General features: G+C 35.1%; 16 protein-coding genes and 1 tRNA gene. 1 reads left to right on the top strand and 16 read right to left on the bottom strand.

The window, feature by feature from the left end:
- Positions 1-47: 47 nt before the first annotated feature.
- From DDF69_RS01905 to DDF69_RS01870, 8 genes are all read right to left on the bottom strand, one after another.
- On the bottom strand, positions 48-2870 hold the full coding sequence (locus DDF69_RS01905; RefSeq protein WP_228411907.1) for an aminopeptidase: 2823 nt from the start codon (positions 2868-2870) through the stop codon (positions 48-50).
- Between the two features lie 53 nt (positions 2871-2923).
- Entirely contained in the window at positions 2924-4303 is a 1380-nt protein-coding gene (gene pyrF, locus DDF69_RS01900; protein ID WP_114819295.1) for an orotidine-5'-phosphate decarboxylase, read from the bottom strand.
- Between the two features lie 121 nt (positions 4304-4424).
- A complete protein-coding gene (locus tag DDF69_RS01895) occupies positions 4425-4766 on the bottom strand; it encodes a YkvA family protein (protein WP_114819294.1) in 342 nt (113 codons plus the stop codon).
- Between the two features lie 83 nt (positions 4767-4849).
- Positions 4850-5389 carry a TlpA family protein disulfide reductase gene (locus DDF69_RS01890; protein WP_114819293.1) on the bottom strand — a complete coding sequence of 180 codons (540 nt, stop codon included), beginning with the start codon at positions 5387-5389 and terminating at the stop codon, positions 4850-4852.
- Between the two features lie 8 nt (positions 5390-5397).
- Positions 5398-5961, bottom strand: coding sequence for a thioredoxin family protein (locus DDF69_RS01885; protein ID WP_079243120.1), 564 nt, complete (start codon positions 5959-5961; stop codon positions 5398-5400).
- Positions 5962-5978: 17 nt separating this feature from the next.
- Positions 5979-7049 carry a chorismate synthase gene (gene aroC / locus DDF69_RS01880; protein ID WP_089689769.1) on the bottom strand — a complete coding sequence of 357 codons (1071 nt, stop codon included), beginning with the start codon at positions 7047-7049 and terminating at the stop codon, positions 5979-5981.
- Between the two features lie 50 nt (positions 7050-7099).
- Positions 7100-8671: an LIC_10190 family membrane protein gene (locus tag DDF69_RS01875; protein WP_228411906.1), complete on the bottom strand. Its 1572-nt coding sequence runs from the start codon at positions 8669-8671 to the stop codon at positions 7100-7102.
- A gap of 120 nt (positions 8672-8791) precedes the next feature.
- Positions 8792-9343: a YMGG-like glycine zipper-containing protein gene (locus DDF69_RS01870; protein WP_114819291.1), complete on the bottom strand. Its 552-nt coding sequence runs from the start codon at positions 9341-9343 to the stop codon at positions 8792-8794.
- Positions 9344-9699: 356 nt separating this feature from the next.
- Here DDF69_RS01870 and DDF69_RS01865 point away from each other — a divergent pair, with 356 nt between their 5' ends.
- Positions 9700-10140 carry a hypothetical protein gene (locus tag DDF69_RS01865; protein ID WP_114819290.1) on the top strand — a complete coding sequence of 147 codons (441 nt, stop codon included), beginning with the start codon at positions 9700-9702 and terminating at the stop codon, positions 10138-10140.
- Between the two features lie 416 nt (positions 10141-10556).
- On the opposite strand, the gene DDF69_RS01860 is transcribed toward DDF69_RS01865, so the two are convergent.
- The 8 genes from DDF69_RS01860 to DDF69_RS01825 all read right to left on the bottom strand — a co-directional run bounded on the left by DDF69_RS01860 (position 10557) and on the right by DDF69_RS01825 (position 17591).
- Positions 10557-11390: a glycosyltransferase family 2 protein gene (locus tag DDF69_RS01860; protein ID WP_114819289.1), complete on the bottom strand. Its 834-nt coding sequence runs from the start codon at positions 11388-11390 to the stop codon at positions 10557-10559.
- A 961-nt stretch (positions 11391-12351) separates the two neighbouring features.
- A complete protein-coding gene (locus DDF69_RS01855) occupies positions 12352-12795 on the bottom strand; it encodes a type II CAAX prenyl endopeptidase Rce1 family protein (RefSeq protein ID WP_114819288.1) in 444 nt (147 codons plus the stop codon).
- 94 nt (positions 12796-12889) lie between these two features.
- Positions 12890-12960: transfer RNA gene (locus DDF69_RS01850), tRNA-Cys, on the bottom strand.
- A 58-nt stretch (positions 12961-13018) separates the two neighbouring features.
- Positions 13019-13528, bottom strand: coding sequence for an RDD family protein (locus tag DDF69_RS01845; RefSeq protein WP_114819287.1), 510 nt, complete (start codon positions 13526-13528; stop codon positions 13019-13021).
- 42 nt (positions 13529-13570) lie between these two features.
- Entirely contained in the window at positions 13571-14935 is a 1365-nt protein-coding gene (locus DDF69_RS01840) for a DUF4403 family protein (protein ID WP_114819286.1), read from the bottom strand.
- Positions 14936-14971: 36 nt separating this feature from the next.
- On the bottom strand, positions 14972-15340 hold the full coding sequence (folB, locus tag DDF69_RS01835; RefSeq protein ID WP_114819285.1) for a dihydroneopterin aldolase: 369 nt from the start codon (positions 15338-15340) through the stop codon (positions 14972-14974).
- Positions 15341-15344: 4 nt separating this feature from the next.
- Positions 15345-16649 (bottom strand): threonine synthase, encoded by a 1305-nt coding sequence (gene thrC, locus DDF69_RS01830; protein WP_114819284.1) that lies wholly within the window; start codon positions 16647-16649, stop codon positions 15345-15347.
- 15 nt (positions 16650-16664) lie between these two features.
- Entirely contained in the window at positions 16665-17591 is a 927-nt protein-coding gene (locus DDF69_RS01825; protein ID WP_114819283.1) for a homoserine kinase, read from the bottom strand.
- Positions 17592-17595 lie beyond the last annotated feature (4 nt).

Raw genomic sequence — 17595 nt, 5'->3', positions numbered from 1 at the left:
AAGGACAACCGATAACAGGCTGTCCTTATTTTTTATTTTTCAGAATCTTAATACCAGCCTCTTCTCGCTGCATTAATGATGGATCCGAGATTAAGGATCAAAGTATATCTGATACGTTTTCCATAATCTTTGAATGAAGGTTCAAAACCTAAAGAAGATTGTATCGGGAAATAAACTTCCAGAAAATCGGGGATGATTCTTACTTTAACTCCTGTGTCCCATATGAATTTGGCAGGAAGATCTTTGTTTTTATAAACTCCGGCATCCGCATATACATGGAATATTTTCCACACACTTGAATCTACGTTGGCAGAAGTGATCCATTGGTTCACTGTTCCCGGAAGAAAAGATTTAAAACCGCCATCGGCTAATATAAACTGCTGAGAAAGAAGACCGCTGCTGGCACTTTCTCCTAAAAGCGTATAGGAGAATGAATAGTTTGAAACCCTGGAAATCCCGTAGTCGAAGAGGTTATTTCGGGTGTTGTTTCTTAAGAAGTATCCGGCAAATAAACGTAAGCTCAGCTTTTGTTTAGGAGCAAATTCCCATCTGTAGAAACCTTCAGCTGTTATTTTATTGAAATCTTCCATTCCCTGGGTACTTAGGCTGAAGCTTTTCTCATGAATCATCTGGCTGTCGCTATAACCATATCCGATACTCCAGAGGTTATATTTGCTGTAATCATTATTGGCGATCATTGCAGGGCTCAGATCCCTTTCAAAATAATTATAGGAAACTCCAAGACTTCTGCTTACTGTACTTCTTGGGTTCTTTCTGAAGTTAATCGAAGATGATATTGAGGTTTTTCTGTAGGCCAGATCATAATCATAATGGAAATAAGAGCCTGAAAGTCCGAATGTCAGACTTCGGATAATGCTTTCTGCAGGCAGAATAGAGTAGGAGACTGCTCCTGAACCGGTCAGTTTGCCTGTTCCTGTACTATAGGTCGGCGTTACCGAATACAAAAATTTCTGATCAAAGAAAGACTGATTTTTAAAATTGGCTCCCAAAAGAAATTTATCATACGTATTGTTGAAACGTACCCTTGGGCTGAAGTAAATTTCGTTGTATTCCGGGTTCGGAATGTCTTTTATTAGTTTAAGTTTAATTTTTTTTGCATTGGAAAATAGTCCTTTCGCATACAGGAAGTTGTCTCTGTAATTGGATTCAGGGAAGATATAGCCACTATTTAGGGTGGTTTTATAAATATTCTCTGATGCAGGAAGTGACAGGCTGGTGGTACGTTCATTTTCCTCCGTATCTATCCAGTACGTTTTCTTTTCTCCTTCTCTGGTTTCTGTTTCCAGTTTTACAGGAATAGAAATGTCTGTATTTCTTACAATTTTTATTTGCAGAGAGTCATTGTCTTTTCTAATATTTTTCAATTTAAAATCAACCCTGTTCTTCTGTTTGAAGAAGTTGGAGAGATAGGCTGTTGACTTATTGTTTTCAGCAAGAGATGAAAGGAATTCATCAGGATTAATCTTTTTTCCGGAATTCTGAGCAATATAATTTTTTAGAATCCCATCGAATTGTTCATATCCCATTTTGTCGGCCGAATAGTTGAAAAGACTTCCTGTTTCAAAGCTGCTGATAGCCATGTCATTGAAATTACTCAAAACAGGGAAATGCTCATCGATCTTCTGATCAAGGTTTTGCAGCATGATATATTGATAAGAAAGTCCATAGCGGTCCAGAAGTTTTACTTTGGAGGCGTGGAATAACTTTAAAGGTTTTAGCCCAAAGATTCTGGTCTCGGGAAGCGTACCTAAAAGTTTTGTGTCGGCATAGAATTTTTTGAGGTACTGAATTTCCAGATAAGATTTTAAACCATTTTTAAACCAGTGATCTTTTTCTTTATCTGCAATAATACCTTCGTCAAGAATTTTTTTGGCAATGATTCCAAAGTAATCCATATCTGTTTTTTCCGTATCGGTAAACAGGCGGAATCTGAATTTCCAGAAAGTAATGTCATTATTCCCGAAAAAGTCTTCTTTAGCTCTGAATTTATCTGAGATAAAAATACTTTTCGGAAGATATCCGATGCGTTCTTTAATGAATTTTAATTGTAAAGGAAGATAAAACTCCAGATTTTGTTTTTCATCCGGTTTAAGGTTGTATCCAAATTTGATTTCGATTTCATCTCCGTCAACATTGGTTTTGATGGATTGAAATTCTGTTGGAGAAATCAAAAATTCAGGGTCTGAGTCAAGGTATCCCTTAAATGAGTTCATCTGAACCTGTGGGAGATTACCTTCAACAAAACTATTTACAGGAAGATCAAAATTGATGGTCCAGAAAGTATTAAAGCTTACCTGTTCCTCAATATCGTGGTAGTTTCTTTTGGAAATATTGTCCGGATCAAAATGATCCGGAACAATAAAGAAATATTTTAATACAGTATTCTGAGCGGATGTTCCGTATCCCGTAAAGTTTTTATCGGGTAGCTGCATCCTGTATTGCAACTGTAAAGTGACGCTTTCGCCAGGTTTCAATACATTTTTCAGAGGAATAAAAAGATTTTCATCTGAGAGTGTATTGACAGGAAGGACTTCATTGTAAGAATTTTTAATATTCAGTTCAAGAAGTTTTCCCAGTTGATCATTTTTTGCAAAATGCAAATCATTATTTCGGTCTTCCAGTTTTCTGTAGACTAAAGAAGTTCCCCGTTTATTGTACGCGGAAACCCAATTCAGGAGTTTTACAGTTTGAAGGTCTTTTCCGGAGTGATTGTAATAAACAATTTCCTGGCGGACCTCAAGGTTCTTCTTGTCTGGTGACAGTTTTGTTTCAATGTATATACTGTCTGTCTGTGCAGAAACCTGTACAACTCCACATAACAAAATAAGGCAAAGGCTGATCTTTTTCAAATATTCGTGATAAAGTCCAAATATAACTTATTTTGTATATATTTTATAGGATTTTAACCCTGAATTGCTTTTTTTTCCAAAGAATTAATATAAGCATTCCATCCCTCTGTTTTATAAGTGATTGCCGATGCTTCAGGATCATTGGATTTGTAGATTCCTCTTCCTACGATAATGAAATCTGTGTGAAGTGTTTTGAAAACATGCTCAGGGGTGTTGTACTGCTGTCCTTTACCATCTCCTGAATCTGCAAGATTTACTCCCGGAGTGAATAATAAAAGATCCTCAGGAATTTTATTCTGAGACACACCACCAATTACATTAGGATGAGATAAAGCTACTTTTAAAGCTTCTTCACGATAGCTGGCTGTTGTTAAAGCTCCTTTTGAAGACATTCCAACGATGGCTACCACTCCTACATTTTTGAAACAGTCTAATGATTCAAAACCTCCGATCACCTGAGAAGTTACGAAATCTGCCCAATCTGTAATTTTGAAAACTCCGCTTGTGAACTGAAGTTCCTGTGTATTTCCGATATCAGCAAATTTTCTGTCTTCCATTAGTAAGAACTGGTGTTTTGCCGCAATAGCTTTTAAAGGAGTGATTGTTTTTTCATAATCAAAATCAGAAATGATATCGATATGTGTTTTTAAAGCAATAACGTGTGGCCCTACTTTTTCAGCAAGTTCCAATAGCTCCTGTGTGGTTGTAACATCAGCAGAAGCAATAAGGTTTGATTTTTTTGCTAAAGCGGTTTCCAGTAATTTTTTCGAAACGGAATGCTGGGTTGACTGAAGTTTCTGCTCATAAGAAGATCTGATTTCTTCTTCAAACTGAATATGGTTCCCTTGAAGGAAATCATGGATTCTTTTTACTTCTTCATCTGACAACTCACCTGTTTCCTGAAGAATATTGCACACTTCCGAAATATTGAAAAGAGTGTGTACTCTATATCCCTTACCTTCCAGTAATTGTTTTCCTCCCTGTTCTCTGTCTAGTACCACCACAATATCAGAAACTTTAAGATCTTCCTGTTCTATTTCAGGAATGGTTTCCAGCAAAGATTTCCCTGAAGTGATCACATCTTCTACCAAAAGACAGTTCTGTCCTTTCTGATAAATTCCTTCAATCAGCTTCTTTGTACCATAGCTTTTCGCTTCTTTTCTTTTAATAATTAATGGAATATAGCTTTCCAGAGACATTGCAGTCGCCATAGGAAGAGCAGCATAAGGAACTCCACAGATTAAATCGAAATTATCTAACGGAAGCATTTCCAATAGATAATTAGCAAGATTTTTTAAAATTTTAGGATCTGAAGCCAAAGGTCTCAGGTCTACATAAAAAGGACTTTCAATACCACTTTTCAGGGTAAACCTTCCGAATTTAATGATTCCTAGTTTGTAGCACTCTAAGAAGAATTCTTTTTTACTTTCCATTATTTTTTATTAGATATTGCAAATTTAAGGAATTGAAATAAGGCTTAAAAATTTATCACCCATTTGTAAACAAAAAACCATCCCGGATGTACCAGGATGGTGTGAAAAATATAATAAACTATTATTTTACGATTTCAGCATCAATGACTTGAGCACCGCTATATTTTTGCTGGGCTTCCCACAATAAAAATTTGTCAACCTCTTTGATGAGCTTAGGGATGGTAAGTGACAATACTGCCAGGTCATCCATGACTCCCAGAACCGGTATGGCAAATTCAGGAAGGAGATCAATAGGAGAGAGTACATATAAAATTCCCAGTAAAGGAAGAATAATATCTATGGATTTCATTGGATAAATTCCTTTTCTCCACATTTTGACCATTCTGAAAATATCAGGAATCTTTTTGATAAAGCCCTTATGATTGATGGCTTCTTTTGCAAGATTTAATTTTGAATATTTCATTTTGTGTTTGGATTTAATAAATTTTTCAATGCTATAAATTTCGCAAATCCTGTACCAACAAATTATAAAATTTAGTTAAAATCTTATTTGATAATATTGTCAATGAACTGATGCACAGTCTCTGTGTTCCAGTCTTTTGTAGCATCCTCTTTAATAAGGATTCTTCCGTGCTTATCCAGTAGGAAAGTGGTAGGAAATACCTTTGGAAGAATTTTCTCAGAAATTGGACTTTGAGCAATATATACAGGAACGGTATAGTTATTTTCTTTCAAAAACTTTCTTACATCCTCTTCCTTATCATTCATAGCAATCAGCACAAAATCTACATGATCTTTTCTGGTATCATACAGTTTCTGAATAGAAGGCCATTCTTTTCTGCAGGGTGGGCACCATGTTCCCCAGAAGTTCAGGAAAACACCTTTGTCCTTAAAATTCTTAAGGTTGGTGCTTGGTGCATTAATTCCTTTAAGTTCTATATCATAATCCTCTTCACTGATGTGAACGGCATTTTCAATGGTGGCTACCGGAAAAAATGTATCCTTCAGGAAATTTCTTATTCCGGGTACAAAAGCAACAACGCCAATGATTGCTATGATTACAATATAAATGATATTTTTTTTCATATCTTTTTTTATAGAAGATCCAAAATTTCCTGAACAGCATCTTTGCCTCTGTTTTTGGCATAATATATCTGCAGATCATTATAAAAAGTATCTTTTGGGTAGGCTTCAGGATCAGCTTTATACTTCATCAGCAATTCATATCCATATTTGGGCCGTGGTCCCCAGGAATTTTTTACATTCAGGTCTTTGTCAAGAATAATTACTTTAGGAATAGATTCCGTACCATTGGTCAGAAACTGATTGATTAAGCTTTTATCACTATCTCTCAGGAAAACTCTTACTTCATTATGTCCTTCAAAAAATCTGAAAAGAGCAGGTACTGTTGCACTTGCATCTCCGCACCAAGCTTCGGAAATAATTAAAATCTTTCCGTCAAAATTTTTGGCAGCAAGTTCTTTCAGTTGATCTTCATCCGGAACGTATTTTTTTACCGTTCGGTCCATTCTTTGAAGCCCCAGCTCGTAATATTGTTTATAATCAAGTTCCTGTTGGTTGGCAGGATTCTCTAATCTTTCTTTTGCAATCTGAAGATATTCTTCAAACGAAATTCCTTTATCCCAGTAATTTTTCATTACTAAAAATATTTATGTTAAAAATTATTGATATTTCTTGTTTTGTTGATCAAAAACAGGTCTGCCAGTACAAATGCAGCCAGGCTTTCCACTACAGGAACTGCTCTTGGAACTACACAAGGGTCGTGACGCCCTTTTCCTTCTACAATGACAGGATTTCCGTCTTTATCAATACTATCCTGAGGTCTCAGAATAGTAGCTACAGGTTTAAAAGCCACACGGAAATAAATATCCATTCCGTTCGAAATTCCACCCTGGATTCCTCCGGAAAGGTTAGATTTTGTCGTGAAATCTGTATTGAAGGCATCATTGTGCTCTTTTCCTGTCATTTTAGCTCCGCAGAAACCGCTTCCATATTCAAAACCTTTGCAGGCATTGATATTCAGCATTGCTTTTGCCAGTTCAGCCTGAAGTTTTGAAAAGATAGGTTCGCCAATTCCCACAGGAACATTTTTAATCACACAGGTGATGGTTCCTCCGATGGTATTCCCTTCTTTTTTGATTTCTTTGATTCTCGCAATCATCTTTTCTGCTGTTTCAGCATCCGGACAACGCACATCATTACTTTCAGTTTGAGAGAAATCTAAAGCCTGGTAAGGTTTTTCACAGAAAATATCGCCTACGGAAGATACGTAAGCATTGATCTCAATATTGGGTAAAAGCTGCTTGGCAAGTGCCCCGGCAACTACCCAGTTCATGGTTTCTCTTGCAGAAGATTTTCCGCCACCACGGTGGTCTCTGAAACCAAATTTCTGGTCATAAGTAAAATCAGCATGACTTGGGCGATAAGCTCCTGCTATGTGATCATAATCTTTCGATTTCTGATTTTCGTTTTCAATAATAAAGCCAATAGGCGTACCTGTTGTTTTGCCATCAAAGATTCCTGAAAGAAACTTTACAGTGTCGCTTTCTTTTCTTTGTGTAACGATTGCTGACTGGCCGGGTTTTCTTCGGTTCAGTTCGTACTGAACTTTATCGAGATCTACCGCTAAACCTGCCGGAAAATTATTGATGATACCGCCATAAGCCACTCCGTGACTTTCTCCAAATGTTGTAAGACTAAGAAGATTACCTAATGTGTTGAACATAATACAAAATTACCTTTTTTTCTTCAGATAATAAAGTTTCTGGATTTGTTCTATTTATCAGTGTTTTTGATATTATTGATAACCTTTTGGGCTTCCTCATTTTCTTCTGAAGTCATTTTTTTCGGGATAAATCCTTTTTGAATATCATTTTTGTCTGCAAGCTGAGGGAAAATGCCTGCCTTCACATCATCAAAAAGATAAGCCGGAGTAATTGCCGGAAGTGGAGTATCAAAACTGTAGGGATAATGATGAGAAACATTAAACTTTAAATTCCCTACCTTAAAGGTATCAAACCGCTGATATTCATAGGTTGAAGGTTGATACATCTGTTCTTTCTCAAATCCGGTCATAAAACTTCCCACCCGGAAACTTGGAATGTATTTTTGAATAATTCCCGGAAAAGATAATATGGAAATAAAAAATAAGCTGAGCACTGAAAAAATTGCTATTGATCTTTTTTTATTTAAATATTCATGAAACAGCACAAAGACTATCACAAAAAATACATCTGTGAAAAATCTGTACTGAGCTGAAAAAGCAAGCACTACTATACTTTTTATCAACAATGAAATGAAGATCATGGTGATAATTTTTTTCTTTTTTATCCAGGTAAATAAGGAAAAAATGATCAGGCTAAGAATAAAAAGGATATTGATTTTGGATTTGATCCCTTCCAGAGAAAACCAGTTCTTGATATAATCTGCAGTCGAAAATTTTTGAATTTCCTCATAGGTATACTGCATATCATAGGTTTTCATGATGGCAAACTGTGAAGAAGTTTTTAAAACTTCGGGATTCGGTTTCCAGGATAATCCCAGGTCACCTATTGCTACCGGGAAAACTGGATATCCGAATGTCCAGATATTTTTAATGAAAAATAAAAATAGTATTGAACTCCCTAGAAGAAATTGCTTAAAGGTACTTTTAAAAATAAAAACAAAGTTTAAGAAAACCAATATAGGGAGCCATATCATCGTAGGTTTTATCGTAAAGACAAAAACTGAAAATGCAAAGAGGAGCGTGGCATTTCTGTTTCCGGCTATAATTTCATTTAAAATAATCAATGAAAAGATAATAACAGGAAGATCAGGGCTTGGGGACTGGGAAAACAGGAGTAATATGGGCAGAAAACAAAGATGGATCCAGTTTTTTCTTTCAATACTATATATGCTGTAGATGATAATCAGTAGCGTATTGATTCTGAGAAAAGGATCTGAGAAATTGGAAAATCCTGCCTGAAAAATATGCCAGACAGACATTTGTCCTAAGGTGAGGTCTACATTCGAGATGCCTTTTATAAGTCCATATTCTGTGAGCCATTTCAATGTAGGGATATAATATCCGAAATGATCCAATATATAAGGATAAAAAGAGCCTGCAAATAGGACAGTCAGAGAACTTACACTTAATAATATAAAATCTTTTTTTGAAAATTGATAGAATTCCTGGTAAAGTTTATTTTTAAAGAAAAAAAGCAGTCCCAATAGTATGGAAGGTATTTCCACATTTATATTTAAGGGAATGAAAAAAGAAATAACGGTCCATATCAGGCTTATCCCAAGAATACCTGATAAAATTTTTCCGGAGATTCCCTGAAATAAAAATCCTCCTATATTTTCCATGATTTTTCCCCAGCCCATCAGGACAGGGATGATGAAAATGCAGGAAAATAGAATCAATACCATAAAAAAAAGATTGCTTAAAAGTAAGCAATCTTTATATGTTATCATTAAAAATATTTATTAACGAGGTTGTACCCTTCCGTCTTTTCTATCCTGTGATCTACCAATAGTATATCCGGTGGCACCACCTACAACACCACCAATTACAGCTCCAAGGCCTCTGTTTTTCTTAGCAATAAGTGCTCCGGCAGCAGCCCCACCTACAGTACCAATGACGGTTCCTTTGGCAGCTTTACTCCATCCTTTTTTCTGGGTAGTTCCCTGTGAAGTACCACTTCCGTTATTAGCATAACTTCCGTTGCTGCTTCCTGATCCGGAATTCGAGCTTCTGTCTCTATATACTGTTCTGGTTTCTCTGATCACCTGTGGTTTTGAATTATTTTCAGCAGCAGCTCGCGCTTTTTTGCTTTCTGATACACTGTCTGCTTTTTTTTGAGCTTCATATACCATTTTTTCCTTTTCAATAGCCAGCTTTTGTTTTTCTATTTCAAGTTGTCTGGCCTGAAATTCAAGTTTCTGTGCTTCCAATGACTTTTCAGCGACGCTGTCATCTTTCTTGCAGGCCGTCATTAAAAAGACGGATAAAAAACCTGCTAATACTATCTTTCTCATAATTCAAATTTTAATACGATAAAGCCAAAAATGACTTTGATTTTAATTCTATTTTCAATTATGAAGCCAAATTTTAGTTAATAAGTGTTAAAAGTGATAATTAAAAAGTGAATTAATTGTATATAAAGACCAGTTTTATACTGTTAATGGTAGATTCCGAGGTCTAAGGAATAGTGATTGATTTTTTTTATTGTATGTTTTTCGCAGGAAAAAATAAAAATATAAACTTAATATTATCACTATGCTTCCAATTTTCTTTTTTTGCTTTTGAGAGTAGATGTAAATTTTATTTCATTGATAGTTTTTATTAAATTCATATAAGTTGAGTATTTTTGAATACCAAATTACTTTTTAATATGAAAAAATCAATTTTTACAGGAGCAGCATTGATCGGATTGCTGACTGTAGTAACCTCGTTTTCCACCAGGGAAATAGCAGAACCTCATAAAGGAAGTTCAGAAATAGCGGATAAAACACCCCAAACTCAGACCTATAGGATTCGTTATGGTCTTCTTTCAAAAAACGGAACAAAAATTCTTTCAGGAAATTATGATGTAGGAAGTTTTCTTGCTGAAAATATGACAACCGGAGAAGTATATGATACTTATTATGGGGGAGGATTTCAGTCTGTTCCACAATATTATGAAGGTCTTCCTGCGGGCACCTATACTTTCTCTGCAATGCAGGGACAGGGAGGCTGGGTAGGTTATGGAACAGTAGTTGCTACAGTTTCTGATGCACAGGTAGATTCCGATGGATTTATCACTGTATATATTCCCATTATTTGGGAAGAGTAAGCCTTGTGGGCAAACAAATATTTAGCTACATTTACCCATTCCAGAGATGAAGATGGTTTTCAATCATGACATAGTGGTATTGTGTTTTTAAATATGAACCTTTCGATCTATCTTCAGGATGCAGTGCAATTCTTATAGAAAATATTCATTCTTCTGTTCCGATACTGTATTATATTTTCTGCTTAGAAAATGTAAACTATATGGATAACGCTGAATGATTCTACAATATTCTGTTTGGATTTTTCTAAATAGATTTTTTTCATCATTTGTGTTTTTTAGGCCTCCTGACGGAGGCCGTTTCTTTTTGAAGTTTTTGTGCCTATAATAATTGTACCCTAACAGGTACTTTTATGATAAACATTTTCACTCCATATTTTTATAACAAATGCTGCTCAACCTGAGCAGCATTATTATTTTTATATATTGTGTAAAGTAACTTTTATTTTGCTAATAAGGCGGTGCATTCTTTGGGTCTGGTAATTCAGGAGATCAAAAATTTCATTTGAGCTGGTGAAAACCTCAGGAACAATTTTGCGATTAATTGTTTTTATTCCCCGTCTTTTCATACTGTCGTGGATTACTCTCGCAAAAGATTCTTTTGCACTTTGTTTGGCTTTATCCTGAGAAATTCCATTGGGATGAAGTCTATAAAGATATAGGGGCTCTTTGAGATATTTTACTTCGCCTTGTTCCAGTATTTTCAGATAAAGATCCTGATCGACCGCATTTTTAAGATTGGGATTTATTCCGGTAGTTCTTAAATAAGCCTCTCTTTTAAAAGTGAAAAAGTGGGCCAGCTGAATAGGATAGTTGAAGAAATAGCGATTGTTATAAATTTGTTTGGTACCGGTATAAATTTTTTCCTGAACAAGATTTTCATTACAAAGTTTCATTTGAGAATATACAGCGGCAAGACCTTCTCTGTTCATAAATTCCAGTGCTACCTTTTCCAGTGCCTCGGGATGAAGAGCATCATCAGGATCAAGATAGGCACATAAATCGCCCTGAGCATATTTCATGCATTTGGCTTTGGTAGATCCACAACCTTCGTTAATGGGATTATGATAAAGTTTAAAACGGGAATCATTTCTGATCAGAGATTTTATGATTTCTACCGAGTCGTCTGTAGAGGCATCATCAATAATAATCACTTCCCAGTTTTCGTAGGTTTGGTTAATTAATGAATGATAGCAATCCCTGAAATACTTTCCATTATTATAGTTTGCTATAAGTATAGAAAAATTTGTCACGTTTTTTAATTTATGAAGTAAAATTATCAAATAATATATGGGTGAAACATAATTTCAATCATTACATTTCTAGTATTTTTTTCTTATATTTTGCAAATTAGGGGTGTGCTATACTTTTTAATCATATATTATTTTACCAGATTTTTTATTATTGTCTTTTTTTGAGAAATAAAATAGATTAGCAGAAAATTCCGTATTTAAAAGAAATAAAAATTTTATGATTATACTCATAAAATAAAAAAAAAGACTGGTATATCTTTGGCCTAGAATTAATAGATAAAATAATTTTTATCTCTGATATAAAATTTTTTTTCATCATTTGTGTTTTTTGAGGCCTCCATTTCTGGGGGCTTTTTATGTAAAATACGTCTATGATATTTTATTTTGGTCTTCATGAAATTCTTTAAAATTTCATATGCCATTAATCATTGATGTTTTCCGGTGACTGATGATAAAGAGTGTGCCATTTTGTTTATTGAAAATTGCTTTTATGGCAAAACTGCTCTTTTTAATTTTTTTTATGTCATGAATGTAAATTTTATTTTATTAAAATGTAAATTGTATTTTTTTTAATACTTTTGCCGGAGCATTAGATTTATCTGAATTTATTAAAGATAATTATGAAGCGCTTTTTAAAGTATCGGTAAAATAGGTTTAAAATGCTGAATTGGTGAAAATGGTGCCGGATGAAGAAATTAACTTTTTTTCTCAAAATAGTTATTCTTGGCACGATTTTTCAATATAGAAATGTAACTCATGTTTAATTTGAGTTTTCATGGTTATTAGTTTTTATCCTCGGAATTTCCGGGGATTTTTTTTACCCTGATATGACGCTACTCATAAAAGTATGTGGGATCAATCCTTTATTTTTGATAGAGATAATTTTCTATCCATCATTACTTTTTACATTATTTATCAAGCTCTTCTTTGATCTGGAGGAGCTTTTTTTGTGAATAGTATATTACATTATAAATAAAAAGCCATAAAGATTGAATAGCCCGTGGAAAAGTGCTGTTAGAATAAAACTGTATTGATGGGCGTGCTTGTTGTAATAGATGTAAAGATTGTTTAAAATGATGCCTCCAAAAAATGTCATAACAATGTATAGGCCATTATAATAATGCATGGAGGCAAAAATAATGCTCATAATGATGATGCAGAGTATTCTATTCTTGATTCTCATCCATTTGCATAAAACGAGGTAAGGAATATATTGAAATAGAAAAGTCTCCAGAACAGGAGCGATAAATATCGCGATGAAGTTTAATTCTTCTTTTGAAATATTGTTGTGTCTATTTTGATTGATATCAAAATGAAAATAGGTATCATTAATGAAATTAAAAATATATCCATTCAAAAGAGCAAGAGAAAATGAAATGATGAAGAAGAGTAGTAATTTTTTCATGCGTAAATATTGATAATAAAAAAGAATGGAATATTAAAAAAGCTGTAAGTATAAATACAAAAAAACCTCTAAATTATTTAGAGGTTTTTTTTTGAGGTACCTAGCGGATTCGAACCGCTGTAGATGGTGTTGCAGACCACTGCCTAGCCGCTCGGCCAAAGTACCATTTTTACCATTTTTGAGGTGTGCAAATATAGTAAAATTTCTTTATGAACAAAAGTTTTTAAGCAATTTCTTTCCTTCCAAGATCTTCAATTTCTCTTTTTGCTTGAATTTCAGCCTGATAATTTTTGATGTTAATTACCCTTGTTTCGCTCCATTTGTCATGCCAGCCGTTTTCTCCGAAAAAGGAAAGCGTGTCAAAAGGAACAATTCTGGAAATATTGCGGATCAAATAATCATTGAAAGTAGGCTCGGTACCATCTGTACAAATAACTTTAGTTCCCGTTATATACTTGCCGATCGACCTTCCTTTGGTAAAATATTCTATCAGAAAAGTGTACAAGAAGTAGATAAGAGAGGTTATCAGTATATCAAGAAACCTATTCATTTCTGACATTTTATAAACAATCTTGATCAGAAAGTCAATATTGGCAAGGTTGTACAGTAAGGAGGCTGTAAAGCCCAAAGCAAGAAAAAAAACTGAGATTACAACTCTGTCAATAATAAAATTAGCAAATCTGGTCAGCTTTTCAGCTCTGTTTCGGTCTACAATTATTAAATATTTTCTCATGGTCGGTTATTAGTTTTTGGTTTAGTTTTTTAGTTTAAAATTTTAGAACCCATTGACAAGCAGTTTTAATGAAGCGTTCGTATCAATAACAGCCGTAATTCCTGTATTGCTGAGTAGAATTTTACTGGGTTTAAGATTGAAAACTTTCCCGTTCATTTTTAAACCTTTATAATATTCTTTATTAAAGGCTTCTTCAATACTTTTTCTTGAAGTTTCTTCCAGTTCCTGAGTAGGAATACCATATTCTTCTTCAATCATTTTTACGATTTTCCCCTGAAACAGGAGAGAAGCTGTTTTCTGTAGAATATTGGTAGTTTTCAGCTTGAATTTGGTTTCTGACAATACAATTTTTCTTTTTGTTTCGTCATACACCGGAATTCCTGAAATAATAGAAGTACCTTTTATATAGCCGTCAGTCTGAGCCTCAATAACGACTCTGTCATCAACACCGTATACTCTGATATCTGTTACTTTTACTTTGGAGTCGCGAATATCAAATTCCTTATTCAGGAAAGTTTTTCTCGCCATATTACTTGCTTCTGTAAAAGGAATATTGGCTGTAGTCTGAAGAATAAACTTGTCAGCAACGGTAGGTGTTGTATTAAAATTAGCAACACTGGTTACTGGTGAAGAAGCTGCAGGTTTATTCCCAGTAAAAGTTTCAGAAAAGATATCCACACCAAGGGTTGCATTGATCTGGTTTCCATAGAATTTCAAAGGAGTGATATTAACTCCCACAGGACTTACTTTCAGCCATGTATTATATTCCTCCGAAATATTGAAGGGCTGCAGGAAAGTATTCCAGGCCATTAAGGCATATTGCTGGAAATTCAACTGTGTAGCCATCTGCTGATCAATGGTTTTACAGAATTTTTCCTGTTGTTCTTTTAAACTTTTTTCAACAATGGAGGTAATAGGGATCTGTATTCTTCCATAGTCCAGAACAGGTTTTGTTACCCATCTGAAGCCATTGGGCCGGGTGTTTGTAGTAATGGTCCAGTTATTTTTAAAAGTAACGGTGGTATTGAAAGACATTACTGTTTCAAAGGTGGTATTCTGATAGGTATAAACTCCCAAAGTACCGATTCCTTTTTCTGCCCATATTTTTAAAGGAACTTCAATCAGTAGATTCTGGCTGGTTCCTCCTACAAGGCGGATGGGTCTTGTTTTCCATACTTTTACCTTAAACTGATCATTGTTATTGTCTGTATAAGAATCATCCTGATAAACAAGATCTTTCACGGAAGCATTGATCATATTGCTCAGCTCCGAAAGGGGAATGGTAACAGGCATTGTAATACTGGATCTGATCTTCGGAAAGTTATAAGCTGCCAACTGATTATCAACGCCGGCCTGGCCAAAAACGTTGATTCCTGCTACTAAAAATAATATTTTAACGAATTTCAATTTGTATGTTTTTTTAATGAAACGAAAATAAGGATTTTAATTTTCCGGTTTAAAGCTCTTTTCCAACTCAATACTTGCACCTTTCATTTCTCCCTGCATAGGTGGAGCTGTTTTGGTGATTTTTAATTTAATATAGTCGATCTGTGGAAAGCTGTCATGAATTTTTGTGATGATTCTTCCTGCTACATGTTCCAGTAATTTGGAATTTATTTTCATTTCACGGTGAAGGATATCATTGATGTCTGCATAACTTATCGTGTCATGCAAATCGTCGGATGTGGCTGCTTTCCACAGATCGGTATGAAGTTCTGCATTCAGAATATAATAGGTACCGATGATATTTTCTTCAGGAAGTACACCATGGTACGCGTATATTCTTACATCTTCAAGATATATTTTGCTCATTGCTTCAGATTTTATGAAGCAAAAATCGTCTTAATTCTTCAAAATCTGAATTTATTTCTACAGTTTTTTTCTCCTTTTTCATAAGCTCATTCAACGACCCCGGAATTTCAATATGGGTCTGAATCGCTTTTTCTACAGCATCAGGGAATTTTACCGGATGAGCAGTTCCCAGGATAAATCCTTTTTGATGGGGATTTTCTTTCAGATATTTTTCCATTGAAGCAAAGGCTACGGCACTGTGAGGTTCCAGAATATATCCGTATTTTTCATAAACTTCTGTGATGGTGCTCATGGTTTGGTCATCATCAATGGAATAAGCCGATATTTTATCTTTTACAGTTTCAAACTGATGCCCGAAAAGCTCCAGAACTCGTACAAAATTACTCGGATCTCCTACATCCATCGCATTGGATAGAGTTGCAATCGCTTTTTGCGGCTGGTAGTTCTGAGTTGTAAAATAATCCGGAATTACATGATTGGCATTACAGGCTGCAATAAAATGGCTGGCTGGCAACCCTCTGAAATGAGCCAGAAGTCCCGCACAGATATTTCCGAAATTACCACTGGGTACACAGATGGCAGGATGCTCCTTATATTGTTGAATCCATTGTTTCAAAGCTATTAAATAATAAATCTGCTGGGGAAGCCATCTTGCCACATTGATAGAATTGGCGGATGTCAGAAATAACTGACTGTTGATTTCTTCATCTGAAAAAGTCTGTTTGACAAGATTCTGACAATCATCAAAACTGCCATCTACTTCTAGTGCAGAAATATTTTCACCTAATGCCGTTAACTGTTTCTCCTGCACCGGACTGACTCTGTTTTTAGGATACAGAATGACTACATTAATTTGCGGAATTTTATAAAATCCATGGGCAACAGCTCCTCCGGTATCTCCGGAAGTGGCAACAAGAACAGTTACTTTTTTTTCCTCATCTTTTAGAAAATAAGACAGGCAGCGGCTCATAAATCTCGCACCAATATCTTTAAAAGCTAGAGTAGGACCATGAAACAGTTCTAATATGGATATCTGCTCATTAATTTTTACTAAAGGAATCTCAAAACTCACAGTTTCTGCTACAATTTCTTTGAGTATTTCCGAAGGAATTTCATCTCCCACAAAATCTTTCATACATTGGTAAGCAATGTCTTCATTGGAATACTGATGGAGATTTTGAATAAATTCTTTATTAAGCTGGGGAATGTTTTCAGGAAAGAATAACCCTTTTTCTTTTCCCTGACCTTTTATTGTTGCCTCTCTGAAATTGATTTTTTCCAGATGGTCTTTTAAATTATAATATTTCATTTCTGTTTTTTATGATTAAGCTTCTTTAATGATTTGAATACCAGCCGGATTTATTTTTGAAACGTATACAAAACTTTCTATTTCAATTTCATCATATACTGATTCCATCATCTGAGCGATTTTATCTGCAGTTTCTTTTTGCTCAGACAGCATAAAAATAGAAGGTCCGGAACCGGAAATTCCTCCTCCTAAAGCTCCTGATTGCAGACTTTTTTCTTTGATTTCGTTAAATTTTGGAATCAGAATACTGCGGACAGGTTCTATAATGACATCGGTTAGACTTCTGCCAATCAAGTCAAAGTCATTCTTCTGAATCCCGGCGACAAGTCCGGCTATATTTCCCCATTGTTCCACAGCGCTTTTTAAGGTGATATTTTTCTTTAAAACCTGTCTGGCATCTGAAGTTTTAACTTCCACCTGCGGATGTACAGCCGTTACAAATAAATCAGGACTGTTTAGAGGAATAATATCAATCGGGCTGGTAGATTTTACCAAGGTGATTCCACCATAGATGCATGGTGCGATATTGTCTGCATGTCGTACTCCTGAGGCAAGTTCTTCCCCAAACATGGCAAAATAAACCATTTCCTCTTTGGAAAGTTTGTTTCCTAATAATACACTGGCTCCGAAAGCGGCTCCGGCGGCACTTGCCGCACTGGAGCCGAGCCCGCTTCCGGGCTTTATATGTTTATGAATAATAACTTCAAAGCCGTTTTTCAGATTAAAGTGTTCCTGAATTTTTAAAAGAACAATCCCGGCAACATTGCTGGAAGGCTCTTCAGGAAGCCCAAAAGAATCTGTATGTTTTATAATAATTTCCGGGGTTTCCAATAATCTGAATTCCATCTCATCATAAGGATCATGGACTGCCATTCCTAAAATATCGAATCCGCAAACCAGATTGGCCACAGTGGCCGGGACTTTTAATTTTACTTTTTTCATAACT

This window comes from Chryseobacterium sp. KLBC 52 (assembly GCF_003347605.1).
Taxonomy (GTDB): Bacteria; Bacteroidota; Bacteroidia; order Flavobacteriales; family Weeksellaceae; genus Chryseobacterium.
The sequence above is the reverse complement of the archived record's forward strand: the minus strand, read 5'-3'. Positions and strand labels throughout refer to the sequence as shown.